The sequence below is a fragment of the Pseudomonas sp. B28(2017) genome (assembly GCF_002113025.1).
In the GTDB taxonomy this organism is placed as follows: Bacteria; Pseudomonadota; Gammaproteobacteria; order Pseudomonadales; family Pseudomonadaceae; genus Aquipseudomonas.
The window spans coordinates 1-21,653 of the sequence record NZ_NEJH01000017.1 but is presented as its reverse complement, the minus strand read 5'-3'; the positions used below and the strand labels follow the sequence as shown (position 1 = coordinate 21,653).

Sequence of the window (21,653 nt, the reverse complement as noted above, 5' to 3'; positions counted from 1 at the left end):
ACTTCAACTTTTCCGTCTTTGGCTTGATTGCCAAGGCGCAAGGTTGCGTTGCGCACGCCCTCAAATCGAAGAAACAGTCGCTCATGTGACCGGGGCGCGCTGTCCCGTCAGATGAGTTGACAGGACATTGAGCGCTACGGACCACCCTCCCCTTGCTTACTCTCCTTCTACGCTCCTGACGGTGACGACATCGGTCAACCATCAGGAGAAAGTGCATGTCCGCGTTCCAAGGTATCTGGGTTCCACTGGTCACACCGTTCCACAACGGTGCCATCGATTTCGGCGGCTTGCGGCGGCTGGTCAGCCATCTGCTGGAAAAAGGCGTCGACGGCCTCATCGTTTGCGGCACCACCGGCGAACCGGCGGCGATGGGCAAACATGAGCAACTGGCAGTGCTCGATGCGGTGCTGGAACAGGCGCCGGCGCAACAGGTGGTCATGGGCCTGGCGGGTAACAACCTGACCGAGTTGTTGCAGTTCCAAAGCGAGATCCTCAAGCGCCCGGTGGCCGGCCTGCTGGTGCCGGCGCCGTATTATATCCGCCCTTCCCAGGCTGGCCTGGAAGCGTTTTTCCGCACGGTCGCCGATGCCTCCAGCGTTCCGCTGATCCTCTACGACATCCCCTACCGTACCGGCGTGGCCTTCGAACAGGCGACCTTGCTCAACGTCGTCGCTCACGAGCGCATCGTCGCCATCAAGGATTGCGGCGGCAATTTTTCGAACACCCTCGCCCTGCTCGAAAGCGGCCATGTCGACGTGCTTTGCGGTGAAGACAACCAGATCTTCAATGCCCTGTGCCTGGGCGCCAAAGGCGCGATTGCCGCGTCGGCGCATGTCCATCCCGAACAGTTCGTGCAGTTGCACCGGCAGATCCGCGACAACCGGATGGCGGACGGCCGCGCCACGTTTTTCCGTTTGCTGCCATTGATCAACAGCCTGTTCCTGGAGCCCAACCCGGCCCCAGTGAAAACCGCGCTGGCCCTGGAAGGCTTGATCGGTGACGAACTGCGTGCGCCGATGCAACGCAGCAGTGAATCGATGACCCTGCGTTTGAAAGGCGTGCTCAGCACATTGAGCCACGACAATCGATAGAGCGCCCGCCACCGGTCCGAGTACCATGGAGCGATTCGTTCAGCCTTCAGGGGCACCGATATGCTGTACCGGATCGCAGCCGACGGGCTGATGCTGTTTCACCTGTTGTTCATTGTGTTTGTGTTGTTCGGCGGGTTGCTGGTGCTCAAATGGCGCCACCTGATCTGGTGGCATCCGCCCGCAGCGCTGTGGGGTATGGCGGTGGAGTTCTTCCACTTGCCCTGCCCACTGACCGACTGGGAGAACCGTCTGCGCCACGGGGCCGGACAATCCGGCTATGGCGGTGGATTCATCGAGCATTACCTGTGGCCGGTCATCTATCCCGCCGGCCTGACACCCGGCATTCAGTTGGGACTGGGCGCCGTGGTGTTGGTACTCAACGTGCTGGTCTATCTTCGATTGATCCGGCAATGGGCCGCCTGAATCTTCAACCACCCGCCAAGGACTGAACACATGTTGTCGACCGAAGACCTGGCACTGCTCGAGGCCATCCGGCAAACCGGCAGTCTATCGCGGGCGGCGGCCCACCTGGGCAAGGCGCCGTCGACCGTGTCCTATGCGGCGCGGCAACTGGAGGAGCGTTTCGATGCATTGCTGTTCGACCGCCGCCGCTACCGTTTGCAACTGACCCCGGCGGGTGAGTTGCTGGTTAACGAAGCGGCGCGGCTGATGCAGGACGTCTCGCGCCTGACCCAGCGGGTCCGGCAAGTCGCCAACGGCTGGGAGAGTCGCTTGTGGATCGTGACCGACGAGCTGCTGGAGTTCGAAACCCTGATCCCGGTGATCGACCAATTCGATGCTCTGCAATCCGGCGTACCGCTGCGCATCACCCAGGAAGTGCTAAAAGGGGTCTGGGAAGCCCTGCGCGAAGGCCGCGCGGACCTGATCATCGGCGCCACCAACGAGCCTCCGGCGATCCCGTCCTTGCGCTGGATGCAACTGGGGGAAATGGAATGGGTGTTTGCGGTGTCACCCAAACACCCGCTGGCCAAGGCCAAAGGTCCGATTAGCCGGGCCATGGTCGCGCAGCACCGGGCGATTGTGGTGGCCGACTCCTCCAGAGTCACCGAGGGCAGCACCTACGGAGTCACCGGGGGGCAACCGGTGCTGGCCGTGCCGACCATGCACGCAAAAATACTGGCCCAGTGCAATGCACTGGGGGTGGGTTGGCTGCCGCGACACCGGGTTGGCTCGCTGCTGAAAAACGGCACGCTGGTTGAAAAACCGATGGCCGACCCGCGCGAACCGAACATCCTGTACGCCGGCTGGCGTGGCGACCATGACGGTCGCGCCCTGGGCTGGTGGCTGGAGCAGCTTGAAAAACCCGACCTGGCCACCCGACTGGTACAGGGAGCGGACCGGTTTGTCTGACGCCTGATATTCAGTTGGCGATCACGCTCATGTTGCGTCCACTGGCCTTGGCCACGTACAGCGCCTTGTCTGCCGCTCCGATCAGGTCTTCGGGGTGAACCTGGGAAGCGGCATTGCTGGCACACACGCCAACACTGACCGTCACGCTGCCTTCCGGGCTGTCGCTGTGGGCAAATTCAGCCTGTAGCACCGCGCGGCGGATTTTCTCCGCCATCAGAAATGCCCCCACGTAGTCGGTGCCGGGCAGCACCACGGCAAACTCTTCGCCACCATAGCGGGCGGCCAGGTCAACGGGCGGATTGATGTTGTCCGTGATGATCGCACCGACCTTGCGCAAACATTCATCACCGGCCGGGTGGCCGTAGCGATCATTGAACGGTTTGAAATGATCGACATCAATCATCAGCAGCGCCAACCCGGTCTGGCTGCGCCGGGCACGCCCCATTTCGGCATCGATGAACGCGTCGAACTGACGCCGGTTGGCCAGCCCCGTCAGCGCATCCTTGAGGGCCAGGCCTTCGAGGTTGCGATTGACCTCCAGAAGCTTGTCCTGAGTGTCCAGCAACTCGACCTGCACCAGATTCTGCTGCTTCATCAACTTGATAAGCCGAAACCCCAGTACCCCGAGAACACTCAGCAACAACGTGACGATGCAGACGCTGAGCAGGGTTTCCCGGCGCCAGCTGGCCAGCACTTCATCCTTGTTCAACGCGGCAAAAACGATCAGTGGATAACCCTCGACTCGGCGGTACCCCGTCACCCGTTCGACACCGTCGATGATCGACGTGATCGTGGCCGTGCCCGCGTCGCCCTTGGGCAACAACCGGGTGAACAACGGGCTTTTGGCAAGGCTGGTGCCAATATCCGTCTCCTTGAAGGGTCTGCGAATGACAATGCTGGCATTGTCGGCGATCAGGTTGATCACACCGTTACTGCCCATGTCGATGCTGTCGTAGAGTTGCAGGAAATGGCTGAGGTAAATCGACGCCAGTGCCACGCCGGCAAAGCTGCCATCGGGATGATTGACCCGGCGCGAAACCGTCACGATCCACTCACCGCTCGAACGGCTCTTGATCGACGGTCCGATGTGTGGCCCGCGGCTGGGGTTGTCGCGATGGAAGATGAAATATTCGCGGTCGGCGTTGTTGACACCGGTTTGGCCGACGCCATTGGAATTGGCGATCCACTGGCCTTTTTCGTCGAAAACGAACAGGCCGTGGAGCTGGCTCAACTCACTGCGCTGGGCATTGAGCAACAGTGGCAGCCGGGACCGATCCATACCGTCGTGCTCCAGACGATCGACCAGAGTGAACAGCAGCGTGTCGGCCTGCTTGATCGTTGCCTGCGCTTGCGAAGCCAGGGTCTGCGCAAGGTTGGACATCACCACTTCCTTGTCATGCAGACGGTACTGCCGTGAGCTCCAGGCTTCCCAGATCACGATAACCACCATCGACAGGCACACTGCGAGCAGCAGGATCACCGCCGAGCGGACCTTGAGCCGGGGCACCGCTGGCCGGAGCATTTCAATATGATCGTTGATCGATGGATGTCCCATGGTGCTCCCTGAGTGCTATGACCGGACGAACCTTCCTGATCGCCGTTTTTGCTCACTATGCCAGATACAGGCTCGCGATGATGTTAGCGCGACGCCTGCTTTACCGCCTCCAGCCACGCAGGATCCAGCTGCGTCTGCCCGGTATCGATGCCCAGCGCCTGCATCCGGTCACTGTGCTGATCCATTTCGCGGATCAACTGGCTGTGGTCACTGGAGTTGCCGTCCAGTTGATGCATCTGGTTCAACCCCAAATGGTAGAAACGCAACAGTTTCATGGCAACCGGATCACCCTTCCCCACGGCCGCCGTTACATGATGCATGACATTGGTGATGCTCATCAGGCTGCGCTTGAGCTGCCAAGCGTAGACCGCCGACGCCATCCATTCCTGGTGCCAGAACACTTTGCGCATCAGCGCCGCCATCGCCAGCACCGCAACAAACACGCCACCGACGTTGAAACGAAGATTGTCGCCCCCCGGCGCGCCGAACAGAGCCACCGCCGCCGTGGACAGGCCCATCGCCAGCGCCAGAAAGATCAGGGCAACGATGACCGTGCTGCGCCGCGTCTGTTGCCGGTAGGTATCGGCGTTCATCGGCTGGATTTCGAACATTGCGTCGGGTTTCCTGAGCTTCAATGGTAAAAAAGGGGTCTGAGGTAAAAAGACTGCGGGCCATTATCGCCTCTGCGAGGGATTTAGCTATGCTGGGGCTCCTTTTCATCTTTTCATCGTCAAGCGGGGGGACATGGCGAGACCGCGCAGTTCGTGCCATCTTCTTTCATGAATACACATTATTCGGATGCCATTCGTGGTTGCTGTGTGAATGACATCGTTTTAAGGATCATTGAATGACCCAACGCCAAGTTATCAACGCCTCCGTCAGCCCCAAAGGCAGCCTGGAAACACTCTCGCAACGGGAAGTCCAGCAATTGAGCGAGGCCGGTTCCGGCAGCACCTACACCCTCTTCCGCCAGTGCGCCCTGGCCATCCTCAATACCGGCGCTCATGTCGACAACGCCAAGACCATTCTTGAAGCCTATAAAGATTTTGAAATCCGCATTCACCAGCAGGACCGCGGCGTACGCCTGGAACTGCTGAACGCCCCGGCCGACGCCTTCGTTGACGGCGAAATGATCGCCAGCACCCGGGAAATGCTGTTCAGCGCCCTGCGTGACATCGTCTACACCGAAAACGAACTCGACAGCCAACGCATCGACCTGAGCAATTCCCAGGGCATCAGCGATTATGTCTTCCACCTGCTACGCAACGCCCGCACCCTGCGCCCCGGCGTCGAGCCGAAGATCGTGGTGTGCTGGGGCGGGCACTCGATCAACACTGAAGAATACAAATACACCAAGAAAGTCGGCCACGAACTGGGCCTGCGCAGCCTGGACATCTGCACCGGTTGCGGCCCCGGCGTGATGAAAGGCCCGATGAAAGGCGCGACCATCGCCCACGCCAAGCAACGCATCCACGGCGGCCGCTACCTGGGCCTGACCGAACCCGGAATCATCGCCGCCGAAGCGCCGAACCCGATCGTCAACGAACTGGTGATCCTGCCGGACATCGAAAAACGCCTGGAAGCCTTCGTCCGCGTCGGCCACGGCATCATCATCTTCCCGGGCGGCGCCGGGACGGCCGAAGAGTTCCTGTACCTGCTCGGCATCCTGATGCACCCGGGCAATGAAGGCCTGCCCTTCCCGGTCATCCTCACCGGGCCGAAACATGCCGCGCCGTACCTGGAACAACTGGACGCGTTCGTCGGCGCCACCCTGGGCGACGCCGCCAAGCAGCACTACCAGATCATCATCGATGACCCGGCCGAAGTGGCGCGGCAAATGACCCAGGGCCTCAAAGCGGTCAAGCAGTTCCGTCGCGAGCGCAACGATGCGTTCCATTTCAACTGGCTGCTGAAAATCGACGAAGGCTTCCAGCGCCCGTTCGACCCGACCCACGAAAACATGGCCAACCTGAAACTCAGCCTCGACCAGCCATCCCATGAACTGGCCGCCAACCTGCGCCGCGCGTTCTCCGGCATCGTGGCTGGCAACGTCAAGGACAAGGGCATCCGCCTGATCGAAGAACACGGGCCGTACCAGATCCGTGGCGACGCGGCGATCATGCAGCCGCTGGACCTGCTGCTCAAAGCCTTCGTCGCCCAGCACCGCATGAAACTGCCGGGCGGCGCGGCGTATGTGCCGTGTTATCGGGTGGTGGCGTAGCCAATAGCAGGCAGCCATGAAGAGTGTGGCGGGTGAATCAACAACTCCCCCTGTGGGAGCGAGCCTGCTCGCAATGGCTGAGTGGCAGGCGGCGTGGGTTTTTGAGGGTGTACATATCCGTTTCTGCGGTCACGGCCACTAACGGTTCCGCCTTTACGGCGGGTTACTTGGAAGAGCCCCAAGTAACCAAAGGCTCTTGCCCCTTTCGTTCGGTGCCTCGCCAAGGCTCGGCATTCCCTCGCTCCGGTCCTGCTCCATGGGCCCGCCGCGATCGGCCATCCATGGCCGTACGCGGCTAACCCGGCATCCATGCCGGGTTGCCCACTGCGCAGAACCTGCGCTCGGCCTCTCGAGGGGGCAAGCAGATCAAAAGCCAAAGCGAGGCGGCCTACAGGCCGGCCTGATCGCAATTGAACGCGTTCCCCCTGTAGGAGCGAGCTAGCTCGCGAAAAACGCCAGGGCACCGCGGGCATTCAGACAGCCCGCGTCATCGTTGACGACCATCGCGAGCAAGCTCGCTCCCACAGAAGAGCAGAGCAAAGGCAGATCGGCGCAGACAAATGCCGCCGGCCAGCGACGATTCATGGCTGCAAAGCCTGGGGCCCGGTGGACTGTGCTTTCGGCGGCCCCTCGGTGTCCTGGAGGGAGGCTTTCTCGGCCACGAACTGCCAGTCCTTGTAGCTGGCCATGCCATTGAAGTCCGACCACTGACTGGGAAAGTTCACCTGTTTGAGCGGCTTCTCTGTGGACGGGCAGTACACACCGCTGATGCGTCCGTCGATACCGCGAATCAGCTCCCATTCGCCACCTGTCATCGGCTCCGGGTACAACTGCCGGATATGGTGCTTGGCCGATGGAAAACGCTCGTCCTGCAACAGGTCCGCGAGTTCTTTCGGGTACTGCGCCACACCGGGCGAACTGCGGTAATAGCTGCGCAGCGCCTGGGCATACTGCGTACCGACCCAGAGCAACTGGTTTTCCCGATCCCGGCGCGCGGCGGTGGCCCACAACTCGCCGGCACTGGCCAGCCCCATGCCCATCACGACGATCAAAAACAGCACACCCAGGTAGGTGAAGCCGTCCTGGCCCGAGGGCTTACCACTCGGAATAAAGGCTGCCATCTCGTGCCCTCCCTGTGGCCCCGCTCTTGACATCAGCCACCCCTCCCGCCACGCCATCCGGTGGCGCAACCACAACCCAGGCGTCCTTGCGCTCGACAATCGGATCCAGCGGCTGGTTACGCAGGTAGCGCAGTTCGACCAGCTGTTCGATGGAGTCGGGATAACGCCCGGTGTCCCCGTAATAGTGGTCCAGCGCCTCGCGCATGGACGAAAGACTCTGGTGCAGGGTGGTCTCTTTCGAGGCCTCCAGACTGTTGAAGTAGCGTGGCAAGGCAATCGTCATCAGGGTCGCGATGATTGCCAAGACCACCATCAGTTCAATGAGGGTAAAACCCTTTTGCCGACGCATATGCTCACCACTCTCGATAGGCGATGCCGTTGAGCCCCTTGCCCCGCGCCCTGGAGTAAACGTCAAAGACGTCCTGGCCCTCCCGCGGGTTCTCAGCCGAACTGTCATAGGAGCGCAGGCCCCAGCCACCATCGTCGTCACGTTTGACGGTGGCCAACGGGTCACGGGGAATGCGACGCAGGAAGTAGAACTTGGCACCCTTGGCGCTGCGCACATCACGCACACCATCGACCAGTACTTTCAGGTTTGGCGGGTAGCCGTTGCTGTCGAGCGACTTCTCGATGTAGCCGGCGTCGAAGGCGCGTTTGTAGGCGTCGATGCCATCGCGGATCTGGTACAGCGCGGTCCGCAGTTCCTGCTCTTTGCCCCGGCGCACCACGGTCTCGGTCAGCGGTGCGGCCATGCTGGCCAGCAGGCCCACCAGGGCGAGCGTCACCACGACTTCGATCAGGGTAAAACCGCGTTGCGAGGCGTTCATGATCAAGGCTTCCCAACAGTAACCGTGGTGGCGATCGGTGCGCTCATGGGGTTCGTCTGAACCGTCGTGCTCATAGAGCGATCCGGTGCCTGGATGTGCATGCTGGTTTCGGTGCCGGTCGAGAATTCCATGTCCGACGGGCTCTGGTACGGCAGGTTACGTACGATCCGCGGAGTGATCGACAGCACCAGTTCGGATTTGCTGACGTCGTCCTTGTTGCTGCCGAACAGGCGGCCCAGGCCAGGAATGTCGCCAAGGCCAGGGATCTTGTTACCGCTGGCGCCGTGGTCGTTGCGTACCAGACCGGCGAGGATCTGGGTTTCGCCATCATGCAGACGCAAGGTGGTCTGGGCGTTGCGGGTATCGACCTGGACCGGAATGGTGCCCTGAGCGGTCGGCGTCAGCGGCGTGGCGTTACTGACTTCCAGCGCGACCTTGATCGCCACTTCGTTGTTCAGGTGCACGATCGGTTGCACTTCGAGCTTGAGACCGACATCGAGGTAGGTCACGCTTTCGGTGATCACCGGGCCCTGAGTCGAAGGCACCGAGGTGGCGCTGATGATCGGCACACGCTGACCGATGTGGATGCGCGCCTGTTCGCGGTTGCTGACCCGAATGACCGGGCTGGCCAGGGTGTTGATGTCCTTGTCCTGGGCATTGATCTTGGCCTGTGGCGATGGCGAGATAGTGATGCGGCTGGAGTCGATGCCCTTGAGTTGATCGAGAATGGTCACCGCCGATCCGTCGCTGTTGACCACACCGAAGGTGTTGGGCCATTGCAGGCCAAGGTCGAGAATGCGTTGGCGGGCGACTTCCATCACTTCCACTTCCAGCACCACTTCCGGGTTGGACTGGTCCTGGGATTGCAGGAGTTTTTCCGCCATGCGCACCGCGTCACCGGTATCGCGCATGGTCAGGGTGTTGAGGCGCTCGTCAACGAATACGTCGCGGGTCTTGAGCATGGTCTTGATCATGTTCAGCGCAGTGTTGGCATCGATGCTGGTCAGGTAGAAGGTGCGCATCACCAGCTCCTGATAATCCTTGAGCTTCTGCGGCGAGTCCGGGTAGATCAGCAAGGTGTTTTCATTCACCACTTTCTGATGCAGCTGATTCTGTTGCAGCAGCAACTCCACGGCGTCTTCAATACGGACGTCGCGTACGAAAATCGTGGCTTTCATGTCCGGGCGCAGATCCTTGTCGAAGATGAAGTTCAGGCCGGCGACCTGGGACAGCACTTCGAAGATGGTCTTGAGGTTGGCATCGCGAAATTCCAGGGTCACCGGCCGGTCAAGGCGCGTACGCAGCTGCGGGTACTGCACCACGTTGCGGCTCTGCACCAGGCGGATGCTGTCTTGCAGCTCCAGGGCACCTTCGTTCTTCGGGTCCAGTTCGAGAATCTGTTTGACCTGGCGGTCGGCACCGTAGATGTCCCCGCGACGCAGGTCGCCACGGGCCAGTTCGAGTTTCTCGTCCATACTGCGCAGGTAGTCCAGCTGGCGCAGGGAATCCTGGGCACGACGGTTGTTCGGTTCGATGTTCAAGACCCGGCTGTAAGTCATGCGGGCCCCGGCGAAATTTCGCTGGGCCCGGTCCATGTCGGCCTGGGTCAGCAGCGCCGTCACGGCGCGGGCCCGACCGTTGTTGAGGGCCATGTGCAGATCGGTATCGCGAGGGTTTTCACGCAATCCCTGTTCGATGCGGGCCAGACCGGCTTCGTACTGACCCGATTCCATCAGGGCCGAAGCTTCGTCCCTGGCCACCTGCGCCGAGCTGCATGCGGCCAGCCCTGCGCACAGACACAGGCTCATCAGCAAACGGGATTTGTTCATTCCGTACTCCCCACAGACAAAGTCTGAGCTAAATGCAGAGGCAGGTAGACCAGGTTCAGTTCCTCATCGGAAATCCGCTCGATCCGCCAGGTTTCATCGATGACATCCCCTTTGCGCACGACGTATATTTTTTCGCCGTTCTGCAAAAACACCTGCAGATCGGAACGGTCATCCAGCCTGCCGACAAACTGGAAGGGCAACGGCGGTGCAGTGGGGGTTTGCACCACCGGCGTATCGATTACCGGTTGTTCAGTGACGGTGCCGGGGGCCGGTGCCGCCTTCCAGCTGCGGGCAGCGAACAGATCGCCTGCCGGGCTCAGATCCTGGATCGGCGTCACCGCAGCGGCGCTCGATGCAGCCGCCGATGTGCCAGGGGTCTTGCCTTTGGTTGGCGGGGCTACAGCGACCACAGTCGGGTCGCTGTCGTCAGCCTGCTTGAAGTATTCGGGGAACCAGGCGAGCGCTGCCGCTACACCGAAGAACGCCACCCAACCCACCACTCGTTTGGTACTCATCATGACCTCGACAGGTAAAGGGTCATGCGGATCCGCCCGGTCAGGTCGGTATCGGCGATGTTCTTGCGCTGGAACTCCACATCCTCCAGCACCACTGCCGGCAACTGGCCAAGCAAGGCGTGCAGGAAACGCCGCAGTTGCGGATAGCTGCCACGTACCGGCAGCAGAATCTGATAACGGGCCAGGTGCGTCTTGGGGTCCACGCCCAGGGAGTATTCACCCCGGGACAAGGTGATGCGCTCCTGGGCGGCCAGGGCGTAGATCTTGTCGATGGCCACAGTGGCCTGAGGCTGGGACGGTAACTTGCTGCGAAAGTCGTCGAGCTGCCGCTGCGGCACAACCGGTGCAGCCACGGTGCCGTCTTCGACTCTGGCCAGGTACTCGGTGGCTTCGCGGGTCTGCTGGTTGAGGTTTTGCAGCGACTCCCAGTCCGGCAGCAACCCGACCAGGCCATAGCTCAGCGCCAGCACCAGCATGCCCAGCCCTGCCAATCCCGGAACGCCCAGGCCTTGCAGGTATTCGTGGACGATCAATTTATGGATTTGCATCGCCGATCTCCCAGGTGGCGGACAGGTTGAACTGCACCGGGTGTTCCGGCACGTTGGCGACAATTTCGTGGTTCAGCAGCGACACGTCGGACAGTTCGTCGCTGGCTTCGAGGCGGCGGTGGAAATCGAGCATGGCGTCGAGGTCCAGCGCCTCGGCGCTGATCCGCACCTGGCCTTTGCGGGCATCGGGGGTCAGGCTCAGCAGGGCAATGTTGTCCCGCGGCATGGCCTCGAGGGTGGCGAACAGGCGTTCCCAGGGGCGGCGCAACTGCTGCGAGACCTTGCGCATTTCGGCCAGGTTCTGTGCCTGCTCACGGATTTGCGCCGGGGTCAGGCTGGCCTTGCTGCCGTTATCGCCGGTGAGCACCCGCTGTGTGGTTTGCAGGTGGCCTTGCTGTTGTTCGGCCTCGTTGCTCAAGTGCTGTTGCACCAGCAGGCAAGTCAGTGTCAGCACCACGCCACCGGCCAGCAGGCTCCAGCCCAGAGGCCCGGAACGTCGGCGCGGTTGAAAGTCGAGCATCAGGGGGCGCATGTCAGGCCACCGCCCGAGACATGACGTACAGACAATCGCGTACGGCTGTCCGGTCCTCTTCGAGGGTGCGCAGATGCACACCGGGCACGTCAGGGGGCGAATCGATGCGCGCCGGTGCATGCAGGTAGACATTCAACGGCCGATCGCTGGTGGATGCCTGCAACTGATTTTCACGGCCGATCAGTGCGCTCAGCGCAGCATCGCTGTCGCTGCTGCCCACCGAACGCACCGAGGTCCAGCGCCCCTCCCGGGCCAGCAGCAACACGCTGCGTACCGGTTCGGCGACCACGAACAGGAAGTCTCCGGCAGCAAAGCTTTGATCGAAATGGTTGAACGCCGCCATCAGGTACGGCTGCACCGAGCGCAGGCGCAGACCGCGAGCGCTGACCAGGGCGCGCAGGCGCTCAAGCAAGTCCTGTGGCAGCGCGGTGGCGATACGGTCGTAACCGGCGGGTTCGGGCGAGAGTACCAGGCTCCAGGGTTGCGTCGGGGCACCGTAGAGGTCTTCGAAACACAGTTGGGCGAAGCCGAGCAATTCGGCCGGGCTGCTGATCTGCTCGCTCCAGGGCACCAGGCAATAGCGGCTGAAGTGCCCGGAGACCACCACGGTCAGTTCCGCCCTGGCAACGGTGTGTTCGGCCAGCAAACGGTCGAGGGTGTCGAGGGCCACCGTCCACGCCTGGAAACCTTCGTCGATGTAGCCGACGCTGCCCAGCCAGTGGATTGCACTGCCTTGCCGTTGTCCCAGGCCGACACCGCTGGCGCCGAGCACGGCGACAAATTGCTCACGAGATAAAAGTGACACGATTGATCTCCTCGAGAGTGGTCCGGCCTTTTTCCACCAGTTCCAGCGCCGACTCGCGCAACAGACGCAAGCCATGTTTGCAGGCATGGGCCTTGATTCTGGAAATGGGTTGGCGCTCGACGATCATTTGCCGCAGTTCGTCGTCCAGGTGCAGCAGCTCGGCAATCGCGCTACGCCCGCGATATCCGGTGCCGCGGCAATGCCCGCAGCCCTTGCCGTGGACGAACTGGAAGTGAGCGACCTTTTGCGGATCGAGCCCCGAGACCTCCAGCTCTTCGACTGTCGGGCTGTACGGGGCGCTGCAACTGGTACAGACCAGGCGGATCAAACGCTGGGCCAGCACGGCATTGAGCGCCGAGACCAGGCTGTAGGGGTCGATTTCCATCTGGGTGAAACGGCTGATCACGTCGAACACGTTGTTGGCGTGAATGGTGGTGAACACCAGGTGACCGGTGAGCGCCGATTGCACGGCGATCTGTGCGGTGTCCGGGTCGCGGATTTCACCGACCATGATCTTGTCCGGGTCATGCCGCAGGATCGAGCGCAGGCCTCGGGCGAACGTCAGGCCTTTTTTCTCGTTGACCGGGATTTGCAGCACGCCCGGCAGTTGATACTCCACCGGGTCTTCAATGGTGATGATCTTGTCCACGCCGTGGTTGATCTCGGTGATCATCGCGTACAGGGTGGTGGTCTTGCCGCTACCGGTAGGCCCGGTCACCAGCACCATGCCGTAGGGTTCGGCGGCCAGCCGGCGCAGCTGGCGCAGGGTTTCGTCTTCAAAACCCAGGGCCTGCAGTTGCACGCCACAGACTTTGTCGGCGAGGTCCTGTTTGTCGAGTACCCGCAGCACCGCGTCTTCGCCGAAGATGCTCGGCATGATCGACACCCGGAAGTCGATCTGCCGGCCGCTGATGCCGATCTTGAAACGACCGTCCTGGGGCACACGCTTTTCGCCGATGTCCAGTTCGGCCATGACCTTGACCCGGGAAATCACCTGCTCGGCGAACTCGCTGCCCTGGATCTTGCTGATGTTGTTGAGCACGCCGTCGATCCGGTACTTGATCACCAGGCCGCTGCCAGTGGTGCCGAGGTGGATGTCGCTGGCGTGCATTTTCAGCGCGTCGTACAGGGTCGAGTTGACCAGCTTGACCACCACGCTGGCGTCTTCGCTGATGCTGGTCAGGGACAGGCTTTGCACGGTGTCGACCTCGGTTCCGGCCTCGGCCTGGGCGTTGAGCGACTCCACCGCATGGAAGCTTTCTTCGTGGCGCGCCAGGTAGGCCTTCAGGTCGTCGGCATGCACCAGGTACAGCGGCGCGCCGTGCAGGCATTCATCGATCCATGCCAGGCGTGCACTGTCGAAAGGGTCGGCGAACACACCGATGACCGCATCGTCATGGCGCAGCAGGATGAATTCGCGCTTGAGACATTGGGCCAGGGTCACCCGGTCGAACACCGGGGTGGAATTGAACAGGCTGTCGGTGTCGAGCACCGGGTAGTGCAGGGTTACACCCAGGCACTGGATGAAAGGCATGGGAGCCAGTCCACTCAACTCCCCAAGGGTGTCCAGCATCCGCTCGCCGGAACTGGTGGTCTGGGCCCGGGCCTGTGCCAGTTGTTCACTGGTAAAACGAGTCGGTACACATTCCTCTTGCGCCGGTTCTACAACAAGGGATAGACGGTCCATGGCATGCTCTCCAACACCCGGGGCTTTGAGCCCTGTCGGCGCGACGAGCAATTTCGGCGGGGCCGGAACGTCGTGTCGCGCCACTACTCTCCGGTGAGCAATTGTTCGTCGTCCGGTGCCAAGGAGGCCGATGTATTTTTTCGGCGATCTGCAAGCACCCAGCTACCGTCGTACAACTGCAGCGGGAAACTTTCGGTCCTGCTCTGGCGTCGTTCGACGAATCCTTCGCAGGTGCTCACACCCGGTCTGGGTTCGCGTTTCCTGCCCAGAAGATCAAGCACTGCACGGGCCAATTCCGCCAGTGGAAACGGTTTGAACAGGATATGGCTGACGCCCAGTTGCCGGGCCCGCTCGCAAACTTCCGCGGTTGGATGCCCTGTGATCAGCACAAAATGACATTTCCTGTTCTGGCGGACCGCATCGAGCACCTGAAAGCCTTCCATATCGGGCAAGCGGTAATCGAACACCATCACATCGGGTGCGAAATCGTCAGCTTCGGCGATTCCTTGTGCACCGTCGTGAGCAATCCGGACTTCCAGTGCTTGCGCCTGCAGGTACCCCTGGAGGTTTTCCGCCAGCAACTGTTCGTCATCAACAACCAGTACTTTGTTCAACAAGGTGGACTCCTTGAAACCGCAGGTCCGGGATTGAACCTGGCCGAGTGCACGCCTTGACAGGTCTTACGCACACTTCATGCCAGGCTAAGCACCGGTAATGTCAGGTCTTCATGTCCTTGAATTTAAAAACAATGCCTTCTCGTACAGGCATTCCATCCCCCCAAACACGGGGAAAGCGATCGGATCGGCATTGACGTTTTTTCCCCACTTTTGGGGGAACCCTCTATTCATCGTCAACCCGCTCGATTCGATTGCGCGAGCGCAATTGCGCCAATGCCTGCAAGCGAGCTTGAACCTGTTGTTGCCGGGCAAGGTAAGCCCGAACCATTTCAAGTCCTTGCTCCTGTGGGACATTGGTCGCCTCCATGTGGTTTTCCAGATAAATCAAATGCCAGCCCAGCGACGTACGCACAGGTTCGCTGACAGCCCCCGGCGCCAGGGCAAACGCTGCAGCCTCGAACTCCGGCAGCATCCGTCCACGGGGAAAGTAGCCCAGGTCGCCACCTTCGCTGGCCGATACGTCTTCGGAACCGCTGCGGGCAATGCTGGCGAAATCGGTCCCGGCAACGATGGACGCCCGCATTCTCATCAAGCGTAGCCGCGCGGCTTCGACAGTGGAAGCGTCTGCGTCGGGCGCTACCTTGACCAGGATATGCCGGGCCTGCACTGCTTCGGGCCGGTTCATCTCTGCACGGTGTTCTTCGTAGAACGACCGGACCTGTTTTTCGTCCGGCACACCGGCCTGGGTGAGGTCATTGAACACTTGCCGGGCCGCCAGTTCACGGCGGGTGTATTCGGTGTAACCGGCGTCGTCAAAACCGGCATCTTCAAGACGCCTGGCAAACACCTCGGCGCCGCCCATGGCCTGGCGGGTCTGATCGATCTGGTCCTTGACCACGGCATCACTGATCACCACGCCGCGCTTGATGGCTTCCTGCCACAACAGTTCGCGGTCGATCAGGGCATCCAGCGCGGCCTTGCGCAGTTGCTTGTAGGCTTTCGAATCGCGAATGCTGCCTGTCGTCCGCCCCTGATCTTCCAGGTACTCGGCGAAGTAGCGCTCCAGGCGTAACCGGGAAATTTCCTGGCCATTGACCCACGCCGCGGCCGGGCCATTGCTGCACCACGCCACGGGCAACCACAGCGTCAACAGGACCAGCAAAGTGTTGAGTTTCATGATCGGCCTCCCGTCAGGGCGTGGCAGCAATGGGTTTGTAGGGGGCGACCAGATAGAAACGCTGATCCGGCAGATCCACCGTGACGATATGGGCACCGCTCAAGCCCAGGCGTCGGCCAGGACCAAAGCTGATCAGTGGCGTCAGCCCGGTATCGAAGTCATGCAGGCCTTCCAGGGCACTGACCAGCTTGCCGCGGCTGGCATCCCGCCCGGCCTGCTTCATGCCTTCGCTGAGCAGCATCATCGAACTGAACGCGCCAACTTGCAGCACCGCGTGCTGACCACCGAGGCCCTGGTGTTCGCGCAATTGGGTCAGGGCCAGGCGCCCGGCCAGGGTCCAGTCGCTGGGCACGAACGGATAGGCCAGGAACACCCGTCGGGAAAATCCGCTGGGCACCTGCGTCAGATTACCCGCCACCTGGTTCGAGGTGGCGAACAGGTAAGGCACCTGCCCCGCCGTTTGCAAGCGCTCGGCCAGTCGACTGAAACCGCTGCTGCTGCCCAGGTAAAACACCGAGCGCGACCCTAGGGGCAAATCATCCCCGGCCGGGTCATAGGCTTGCAGGCGCACGTTTTGCCAGGCGTGCCCCTGCAAGTACCGGCCGAGTTCCTGCGCCGCCAGCCGTTGACCGGATTCGTCCGGATAGGCGATCAGCGTCGGCCCCTGCAGCACCCGCAGGCTGGCACTGGCGTATTCGGCCAGGGCGATCAATTGCTCGCGAAGCCCCGGCAGCGGTTCAAATATCTGCGGGCTGGTGTGGGGCGTACCCTGCAAGGAGAGCGGCCCGATCAGGGGAATGCCGGCCTCCTCCAGACGCGCGGCAAGGTCCATGTCCAATGCTGGTGCCAGCGGTGCAATCAGGGCAAACACCTGCTCCTCATCAATCAACCGGTCCAACGCCTTTTCGGCACTGGCGCGGTCGGTGCCCGGGTCGAGTATGGTCAGGCGCAACTGCCGGCCATGAATTCCGCCCGCCTCGTTGATACGCGCCACACAGCCGTTGAGCACCGCCGCCACCGTGGCCCCCTCCTCGCTCAATGGCCCGGCGCCCGGCAACAATGTGCCCAGGTGCAGACTGTCGGGGCTCAGGCCCGGATCGCGGTCTTCGGCCAGACGCTTGAGGTACGCCGTGAGGTTGCGTTGATCGCTGATCGACAACACGAACCGTGGCATCGTCGGATCGAGCCGATTATTGCCGGGGTCGCGCCCCTCCTGCACCGCCCGCGCCAGGGTGCTGTCGCTGTAGGCCAGATAACTGCGGCCGTTGACCTGCTGCTGACCATGGTTGCTGGTCAGCCGCGACCAACTCAGGTCCGGCGCTCGCACCCCGCCTTCCGGGCGACCGAGGCCGTCGTCGCCATGACAATTGGCGCACGGCAGCTGGGTGGCCGGTAGCACCACGTTGGATACGCCAACCCGGGCCATGATCGGCTCGCCACTGGCCGACACCCCTTCGCGGTACAACCGCTTGCCGGCAATTTCGCTGAGGCTCAGCGGCAGCGCCTGGGCGCTGAACGTCAGGCTCCCCAGGAGCAGCAGGCCAAGGACGAGGGCAGTATTCATGGCCATGGCTCAGCGACCGGCCACAGGCATTGTCAACAACACAAGGTCCATTTGCGCCTTGTCGTCGGTAAGAAAAAACCAGTGGGGCCCATCGATGCCCTCTTTCAAGGTGTAAGCCTTGAGTACCGCCGGGGTGTCCCGCAGCGGATCACTGGTAAGGGAGATAACGGAGATACCGTCGGCCTTGTCGCCCAACCCTTCACGTACTTCCTTGAGCTTGCGGGCAATCCGCGGGCAAGCATCGTTGTAACGTGTGAAAATCACATTGCGCAGCAGCACCTGGTCCTGCAACGGCGCGTCGGCAAACCAGTCGCTGGCTCTCATGGCTGCTGCTCCATGGCGATGGCGGTGTGTTTGGCGTGGGTATTGCGTTCACCACTGAGCTTTTCGACGGCCCGGGCCAGCTCCGTCGGGTCGGTGAGTCCGTAGTAGCGGGTCCAGAAACGGTTGTTGCCGTCCCCCACCAGAATCTGCGGCGAGTGATTCTTGAAGTCACCGCTGTAGGCCAGCCCCTTGAGGGTGGCATCGACCGACTGCGGCGAACCGGTCAGCCAGCTCCAGCCCGGTCCCGCCTGGAAGGTGCGGGCGTAATCGTTCAGGCGTTGGGGATCATCACGCTGCGGGTCGATGCTGATCGACACCAGTTGCACCTCGGTGCCGACCCGCGCACCCAACTGTTTCTGCACCTTGCCCATGATCGAGGACACCATCGGGCAGACCGTGGTGCAACTGGTGTAGATGAAGCCCATGACCACGATCTTGTGCCTCACCAGGTCTTTTTCCAGACTGACGACCTTGCCGTTCTGGTCCAGCAGGTCCACGTCGGCAAACCTGATCCGGGTGGTCTCCGGACTGGCCTTCCCGGCTGCCATGTCGTGCCCGTCATGTTCATCCGACGAGTGAGCCAGCGCCTGGCCGATACCGATAGCCAACAGACAGAACGTCAACAGGCCGCGATGTGCGAATCGGTTCATGTCAGCTTCCTCTTGGTGGGTATCGCCGGGTATGACCCGAACGCTGGCAATGGTCTTGTCGTTGAAACTCGCACCGAAGGACGCAGCCCACACGTGCAGGTACCAGGCACCGTTCTGGTCGAGGGTCACCGGGGCTTCAAAAATACCGTCGCTTGCGCTCGCACCTTGCAGTTGCGCTGGCAATCCCGATGCCAGGCATCGACGTCACCAACAACGGCAAATCAATCAGCGACGGGGCGTGGGATATGTCGATCATAGTCATGGGCCTCGTTGCGGATCATCCGGAATGAGCTTCTCGATAAATCGTCCAGAGCAAACCGCGTGCCACAAAAAATTACCTTATTAATCATCTAGTTATAATAAAGACTTGGTAATCCGGGGGGATATTCCCCACCCAATCCCCCACTTTCTCGCTGGGGCCACTTTTCCCCACTATTGGGGAAAACCGCCCCGGGGTTTCGATCACAGCGGCGCATCCGCGGACAACCCCTGCAAACGCCGATACTGGTTCAGCACGCTGGGCACATAACGCTGGGTTTCGGCGAACGGCGGGACCACGTTGCCCCGGCTGAGCACCGCTTGCGGACCAGCGTTGTAGGCCGCCACGGCGAGGCGGATATCGTTGTCGAACATCGTCATCAGGCGCTTGAGATAACGGGCGCCACCCTGGATGTTGGCCTTGGGGTCGTAGACGTTGGTCACGCCCATTTCGCGGGCGGTGTCGGGCATCAATTGCATCAGCCCGCGAGCGCCCTTGGGTGAGGTGGCGCGGGCGTTGTAGCTGGATTCGGTCTTGATCACTGCGTGCAGCAGCGCCGCCGGAAGTTCGTTGGCCGTGGCCGCCGCCGACACCAGCTCGGCGTAGGGTTGCGCGGCGATCATCTGCGGTTGCTGGTCGAGGCTGACGACCGCCGCATCGGGCTCATGGATCACCCGTTCATAGTGGCGCCCGGGGCGGTGGACATTGGACAGGACGTAGCTGCCATTGGCGTCCACGGAAACGAACACATCGGCCTGTGCGGCGCCGGTCAACACAAGCAGACCCAGCAACCCGGTGGTGAGTGATTTCATTGTTATACCTCCCCTTTCCGGCCCCGAAAAATGGGGGTATTGCCCCAATGGCCAGTCGTGCAACAGCCATACGCAAGCACTGTGCCGTAAGTGAGAAGGCCCGTAGCACGGGGGGTGCAGAAGGATCGCCAAACGTGAGCATGGCAATTGCATGCATATACATGACAACTGTGCCGCCGACTGTGTGAGGTCATCATGAATCAGCGACTGTGTTATGCCCGGCGGACCCAAAGCGGGTTCACCCTGCTCGAACTGTTGGTGGTGCTGGTGGTGCTGGGGTTGTTGGCTGGCATCGTGGCGCCAAAGTATTTCGCCCAACTGGGTCGTTCCGAAGTGAAAGTGGCCAAGGCGCAAATAGAAGGCTTGAGCAAAGCCCTGGACCTTTATCGCCTGGAGGTCGGGCATTACCCGTCGACCGAACAGGGTTTGCAGGCGCTGGTCACTGCGCCCGCCGACGAACCGCGCTGGACCGGCCCCTACCTGCAGAAAAAACTCCCGCTAGACCCGTGGGGCCACAACTACACCTATCGCTACCCCGGTGAAAACAGCGAGTACGACCTGTTGTCCATGGGCAAGGACGGGCAACCCGGCGGCGAAGGCGAGAACGCCGAAGTCACCAACTGGAACTGACGGGAATGGCGACCATGCGCTTTCATCTCAAGGCCGTCGGCAAGGCAGGTGTCGTGTCGATGACCGTCGAGGCACCCGGGCACAGCGAAGCCAGGCGCATCGCCGAAGACCAGGGCCTGCGCGTCGTCAGCCTGCACGCCGAGCGGCATTGGCGCGCGTTGCGCCTGCACAGGCGCGAGACGTTCAATCTGGTGTTGTTCAGCCAGGAACTGACCACCTTGCTCAATGCCGGCCTACCGTTGATCGACGCACTGGAAAGCCTGGCGGAAAAAGAAACCGCGCCACAGGCCCGTAAAACCTTGAGCGAGCTGGTGCGTTTGCTTTACGAAGGTAAATCGTTTTCCCAGGCCTTGAGTCAGCTGTCGGCCGTTTTCCCTGCGCTTTACGTTGCGCTGGTGCAGTCCAGTGAAAAGACCGGTGCCGTGGGCGATGCCCTGGGCCGATATGTCAGCTATCGCCAGCGCATGGACGAAGTTCGCCAGAAGATCATCAGCGCGTCGATCTACCCCATGCTGTTGCTGGTGGTGGGTGGTGGCGTGGTGTTGTTTTTGATGGGCTACGTCGTTCCGCGTTTCAGCCTGGTGTTCGAAGGGCTGGGGTCGAACCTGCCATGGATGTCGCAGATCCTGATGAGCAGCGGCATGTTCCTTCACGCCCACCAGAGCGAATTCTTCGGTGGTTTGCTGGCCATCATCCTCGCCCTCGCCCTGCTCCAGCGCCAACCAGCCTTTCGTCAGGGGCTGGACCGCCTGATCGAAAAACTCCCGGCGGTGCACCAGCGCATCTTCATGTATGAACTGGCGCGCTTCTACCGTTCACTGGGGATCCTGCTGCAAGGCGGCATTCCCCTGGTCACCGCCATGGGCATGGTCCGTGGCTTGCTCACCGTCGCCTCCCGCGCGCGCCTGGACCAGGCGTGCGAGCGGGTGCGCGAGGGGCAGTCACTCTCTACCGCGCTGGAACTCAATCACCTGGTGACCCCCGTGTCGCTGCGCCTGCTGCGCGCCGGCGAACAGTCCGGCAACCTCGGGCAGATGATGGAGCGCAGCGCCGACTTCTACGACGAAGAAATCAGCCGCTGGATCGAATGGTTCGTGCGGCTGTTCGAACCCTTGCTCATGACCTTCATCGGCCTGTTGATCGGGGTGATCGTGATCCTGATGTACATCCCGATTTTCGAACTGGCCTCGAGCATCCACTGACCTTATGCAACAGGCCGCGCTGCCCGTTGCATTTTTTCAACCTCCATTTGAATAAATCGGTCCGGCGAGGTGTTTAACAAGTTCCCATGGGAAGAAAGCAGCACGTAGCAATGTTCATCAACGTTCCAATCTGAATAAGAGACGGAGAACGACATGCACATCAATAAGCTTTTACTGGCAGTAGCTATTGGCGCGGTTCTGTCGGCGTCTACCGTACTGATTCCGGACAACCTGTCCGGGGTATCCAGTGCTCATGCCAAGGAAGGGGGTAGTGGCGGGGGCGGCGGCAGTGGTGGCGGTGGCGGCAGTGGTGGCG

General features: G+C 61.4%; 22 protein-coding genes and 1 pseudogene. 6 read left to right on the top strand and 17 right to left on the bottom strand.

Going from position 1 to position 21,653, the window contains the following annotated elements:
• Positions 1-215: 215 nt before the first annotated feature.
• The 3 genes from dapA to CAF65_RS26030 are packed head-to-tail and all read left to right on the top strand — an operon-like array spanning position 216 to position 2,462.
• Complete coding sequence (dapA, locus tag CAF65_RS26040) at positions 216-1,091, top strand: 4-hydroxy-tetrahydrodipicolinate synthase (protein WP_085718860.1); 876 nt, start codon at positions 216-218, stop codon at positions 1,089-1,091.
• Positions 1,092-1,151: 60 nt separating this feature from the next.
• Positions 1,152-1,514 carry a DUF2784 domain-containing protein gene (locus CAF65_RS26035; protein WP_085718859.1) on the top strand — a complete coding sequence of 121 codons (363 nt, stop codon included), beginning with the start codon at positions 1,152-1,154 and terminating at the stop codon, positions 1,512-1,514.
• A 30-nt stretch (positions 1,515-1,544) separates the two neighbouring features.
• Positions 1,545-2,462 (top strand): LysR family transcriptional regulator, encoded by a 918-nt coding sequence (locus CAF65_RS26030; protein ID WP_085718858.1) that lies wholly within the window; start codon positions 1,545-1,547, stop codon positions 2,460-2,462.
• Positions 2,463-2,472: 10 nt separating this feature from the next.
• Here CAF65_RS26030 and CAF65_RS26025 read toward each other — a convergent pair whose 3' ends face one another.
• A complete protein-coding gene (locus CAF65_RS26025) occupies positions 2,473-4,017 on the bottom strand; it encodes a sensor domain-containing diguanylate cyclase (protein WP_085718857.1) in 1,545 nt (514 codons plus the stop codon).
• A gap of 83 nt (positions 4,018-4,100) precedes the next feature.
• Positions 4,101-4,628 (bottom strand): DUF3087 domain-containing protein, encoded by a 528-nt coding sequence (locus tag CAF65_RS26020; RefSeq protein WP_085718856.1) that lies wholly within the window; start codon positions 4,626-4,628, stop codon positions 4,101-4,103.
• Positions 4,629-4,864: 236 nt separating this feature from the next.
• On the opposite strand from CAF65_RS26020, the gene ppnN reads away from it, so the two are divergent.
• The gene (gene ppnN, locus CAF65_RS26015) at positions 4,865-6,238 is read left to right on the top strand and encodes a nucleotide 5'-monophosphate nucleosidase PpnN (RefSeq protein ID WP_085718855.1); all 1,374 of its coding nucleotides are present in this window, start codon (positions 4,865-4,867) and stop codon (positions 6,236-6,238) included.
• A gap of 581 nt (positions 6,239-6,819) precedes the next feature.
• On the opposite strand, the gene CAF65_RS26010 is transcribed toward ppnN, so the two are convergent.
• The 15 genes and pseudogenes from CAF65_RS26010 to CAF65_RS25940 form a co-directional block, all read right to left on the bottom strand.
• Positions 6,820-7,359, bottom strand: a complete 540-nt coding sequence (locus tag CAF65_RS26010; protein ID WP_085718854.1) for a type II secretion system protein — start codon at positions 7,357-7,359, stop codon at positions 6,820-6,822.
• On the bottom strand, positions 7,334-7,708 hold the full coding sequence (locus CAF65_RS26005) for a type II secretion system protein (protein WP_085718853.1): 375 nt from the start codon (positions 7,706-7,708) through the stop codon (positions 7,334-7,336). The genes CAF65_RS26010 and CAF65_RS26005 overlap by 26 nt, the downstream gene beginning before the upstream one ends.
• Positions 7,709-7,712: 4 nt before the next feature.
• Complete coding sequence (locus CAF65_RS26000; protein WP_085718852.1) at positions 7,713-8,186, bottom strand: type II secretion system protein; 474 nt, start codon at positions 8,184-8,186, stop codon at positions 7,713-7,715.
• A gap of 2 nt (positions 8,187-8,188) precedes the next feature.
• Complete coding sequence (locus CAF65_RS25995; RefSeq protein WP_085718851.1) at positions 8,189-10,015, bottom strand: secretin N-terminal domain-containing protein; 1,827 nt, start codon at positions 10,013-10,015, stop codon at positions 8,189-8,191.
• A complete protein-coding gene (locus tag CAF65_RS25990) occupies positions 10,012-10,530 on the bottom strand; it encodes a hypothetical protein (RefSeq protein ID WP_085718850.1) in 519 nt (172 codons plus the stop codon). Before CAF65_RS25990 ends, CAF65_RS25995 begins: the two co-directional genes overlap by 4 nt.
• Positions 10,530-11,078, bottom strand: coding sequence for a pilus assembly protein PilO (locus tag CAF65_RS25985; protein ID WP_085718849.1), 549 nt, complete (start codon positions 11,076-11,078; stop codon positions 10,530-10,532). The genes CAF65_RS25990 and CAF65_RS25985 overlap by 1 nt, the downstream gene beginning before the upstream one ends.
• Positions 11,065-11,610, bottom strand: coding sequence for a PilN domain-containing protein (locus tag CAF65_RS25980; protein WP_085718848.1), 546 nt, complete (start codon positions 11,608-11,610; stop codon positions 11,065-11,067). Before CAF65_RS25980 ends, CAF65_RS25985 begins: the two co-directional genes overlap by 14 nt.
• Position 11,611: 1 nt before the next feature.
• Positions 11,612-12,415, bottom strand: a complete 804-nt coding sequence (locus tag CAF65_RS25975; RefSeq protein WP_085718847.1) for a hypothetical protein — start codon at positions 12,413-12,415, stop codon at positions 11,612-11,614.
• On the bottom strand, positions 12,396-14,102 hold the full coding sequence (locus CAF65_RS25970) for a GspE/PulE family protein (RefSeq protein WP_085718846.1): 1,707 nt from the start codon (positions 14,100-14,102) through the stop codon (positions 12,396-12,398). Before CAF65_RS25970 ends, CAF65_RS25975 begins: the two co-directional genes overlap by 20 nt.
• A gap of 83 nt (positions 14,103-14,185) precedes the next feature.
• Positions 14,186-14,719, bottom strand: a complete 534-nt coding sequence (locus CAF65_RS25965) for a response regulator (protein WP_085718845.1) — start codon at positions 14,717-14,719, stop codon at positions 14,186-14,188.
• A 223-nt stretch (positions 14,720-14,942) separates the two neighbouring features.
• Positions 14,943-15,896, bottom strand: coding sequence for a peptidylprolyl isomerase (locus CAF65_RS25960; protein WP_085718844.1), 954 nt, complete (start codon positions 15,894-15,896; stop codon positions 14,943-14,945).
• Positions 15,897-15,909: 13 nt separating this feature from the next.
• Positions 15,910-17,460 carry an ABC transporter substrate-binding protein gene (locus CAF65_RS25955; RefSeq protein WP_085718843.1) on the bottom strand — a complete coding sequence of 517 codons (1,551 nt, stop codon included), beginning with the start codon at positions 17,458-17,460 and terminating at the stop codon, positions 15,910-15,912.
• Between the two features lie 36 nt (positions 17,461-17,496).
• A pseudogene (locus tag CAF65_RS25950) lies at positions 17,497-17,778 on the bottom strand (SCO family protein); the annotation flags it as partial.
• A gap of 2 nt (positions 17,779-17,780) precedes the next feature.
• Positions 17,781-18,434 carry an SCO family protein gene (locus tag CAF65_RS25945; RefSeq protein ID WP_085718907.1) on the bottom strand — a complete coding sequence of 218 codons (654 nt, stop codon included), beginning with the start codon at positions 18,432-18,434 and terminating at the stop codon, positions 17,781-17,783.
• 462 nt (positions 18,435-18,896) lie between these two features.
• Entirely contained in the window at positions 18,897-19,505 is a 609-nt protein-coding gene (locus CAF65_RS25940) for a lytic transglycosylase domain-containing protein (RefSeq protein WP_085718841.1), read from the bottom strand.
• A gap of 195 nt (positions 19,506-19,700) precedes the next feature.
• Between CAF65_RS25940 and gspG the strand changes: the two genes are divergently transcribed.
• Positions 19,701-20,135: a type II secretion system major pseudopilin GspG gene (gene gspG, locus CAF65_RS25935; protein ID WP_085718840.1), complete on the top strand. Its 435-nt coding sequence runs from the start codon at positions 19,701-19,703 to the stop codon at positions 20,133-20,135.
• Positions 20,136-20,149: 14 nt separating this feature from the next.
• Positions 20,150-21,337 carry a type II secretion system F family protein gene (locus CAF65_RS25930; protein ID WP_085718906.1) on the top strand — a complete coding sequence of 396 codons (1,188 nt, stop codon included), beginning with the start codon at positions 20,150-20,152 and terminating at the stop codon, positions 21,335-21,337.
• Positions 21,338-21,653 lie beyond the last annotated feature (316 nt).

Coding starts and splice junctions, on each gene's coding strand:
- dapA (WP_085718860.1), top strand. CDS start 216: ATGTCCGCGTTCCAAGGTATCTGGGTTCCACTGGTCACACCGTTCCAC.
- CAF65_RS26035 (WP_085718859.1), top strand. CDS start 1,152: ATGCTGTACCGGATCGCAGCCGACGGGCTGATGCTGTTTCACCTGTTG.
- CAF65_RS26030 (WP_085718858.1), top strand. CDS start 1,545: ATGTTGTCGACCGAAGACCTGGCACTGCTCGAGGCCATCCGGCAAACC.
- CAF65_RS26025 (WP_085718857.1), bottom strand. CDS start 4,017: ATGGGACATCCATCGATCAACGATCATATTGAAATGCTCCGGCCAGCG.
- CAF65_RS26020 (WP_085718856.1), bottom strand. CDS start 4,628: ATGTTCGAAATCCAGCCGATGAACGCCGATACCTACCGGCAACAGACG.
- ppnN (WP_085718855.1), top strand. CDS start 4,865: ATGACCCAACGCCAAGTTATCAACGCCTCCGTCAGCCCCAAAGGCAGC.
- CAF65_RS26010 (WP_085718854.1), bottom strand. CDS start 7,359: ATGGCAGCCTTTATTCCGAGTGGTAAGCCCTCGGGCCAGGACGGCTTC.
- CAF65_RS26005 (WP_085718853.1), bottom strand. CDS start 7,708: ATGCGTCGGCAAAAGGGTTTTACCCTCATTGAACTGATGGTGGTCTTG.
- CAF65_RS26000 (WP_085718852.1), bottom strand. CDS start 8,186: ATGAACGCCTCGCAACGCGGTTTTACCCTGATCGAAGTCGTGGTGACG.
- CAF65_RS25995 (WP_085718851.1), bottom strand. CDS start 10,015: ATGAACAAATCCCGTTTGCTGATGAGCCTGTGTCTGTGCGCAGGGCTG.
- CAF65_RS25990 (WP_085718850.1), bottom strand. CDS start 10,530: ATGAGTACCAAACGAGTGGTGGGTTGGGTGGCGTTCTTCGGTGTAGCG.
- CAF65_RS25985 (WP_085718849.1), bottom strand. CDS start 11,078: ATGCAAATCCATAAATTGATCGTCCACGAATACCTGCAAGGCCTGGGC.
- CAF65_RS25980 (WP_085718848.1), bottom strand. CDS start 11,610: ATGCGCCCCCTGATGCTCGACTTTCAACCGCGCCGACGTTCCGGGCCT.
- CAF65_RS25970 (WP_085718846.1), bottom strand. CDS start 14,102: ATGGACCGTCTATCCCTTGTTGTAGAACCGGCGCAAGAGGAATGTGTA.
- CAF65_RS25960 (WP_085718844.1), bottom strand. CDS start 15,896: ATGAAACTCAACACTTTGCTGGTCCTGTTGACGCTGTGGTTGCCCGTG.
- CAF65_RS25955 (WP_085718843.1), bottom strand. CDS start 17,460: ATGAATACTGCCCTCGTCCTTGGCCTGCTGCTCCTGGGGAGCCTGACG.
- CAF65_RS25945 (WP_085718907.1), bottom strand. CDS start 18,434: ATGAACCGATTCGCACATCGCGGCCTGTTGACGTTCTGTCTGTTGGCT.
- CAF65_RS25940 (WP_085718841.1), bottom strand. CDS start 19,505: ATGAAATCACTCACCACCGGGTTGCTGGGTCTGCTTGTGTTGACCGGC.
- gspG (WP_085718840.1), top strand. CDS start 19,701: ATGAATCAGCGACTGTGTTATGCCCGGCGGACCCAAAGCGGGTTCACC.
- CAF65_RS25930 (WP_085718906.1), top strand. CDS start 20,150: ATGCGCTTTCATCTCAAGGCCGTCGGCAAGGCAGGTGTCGTGTCGATG.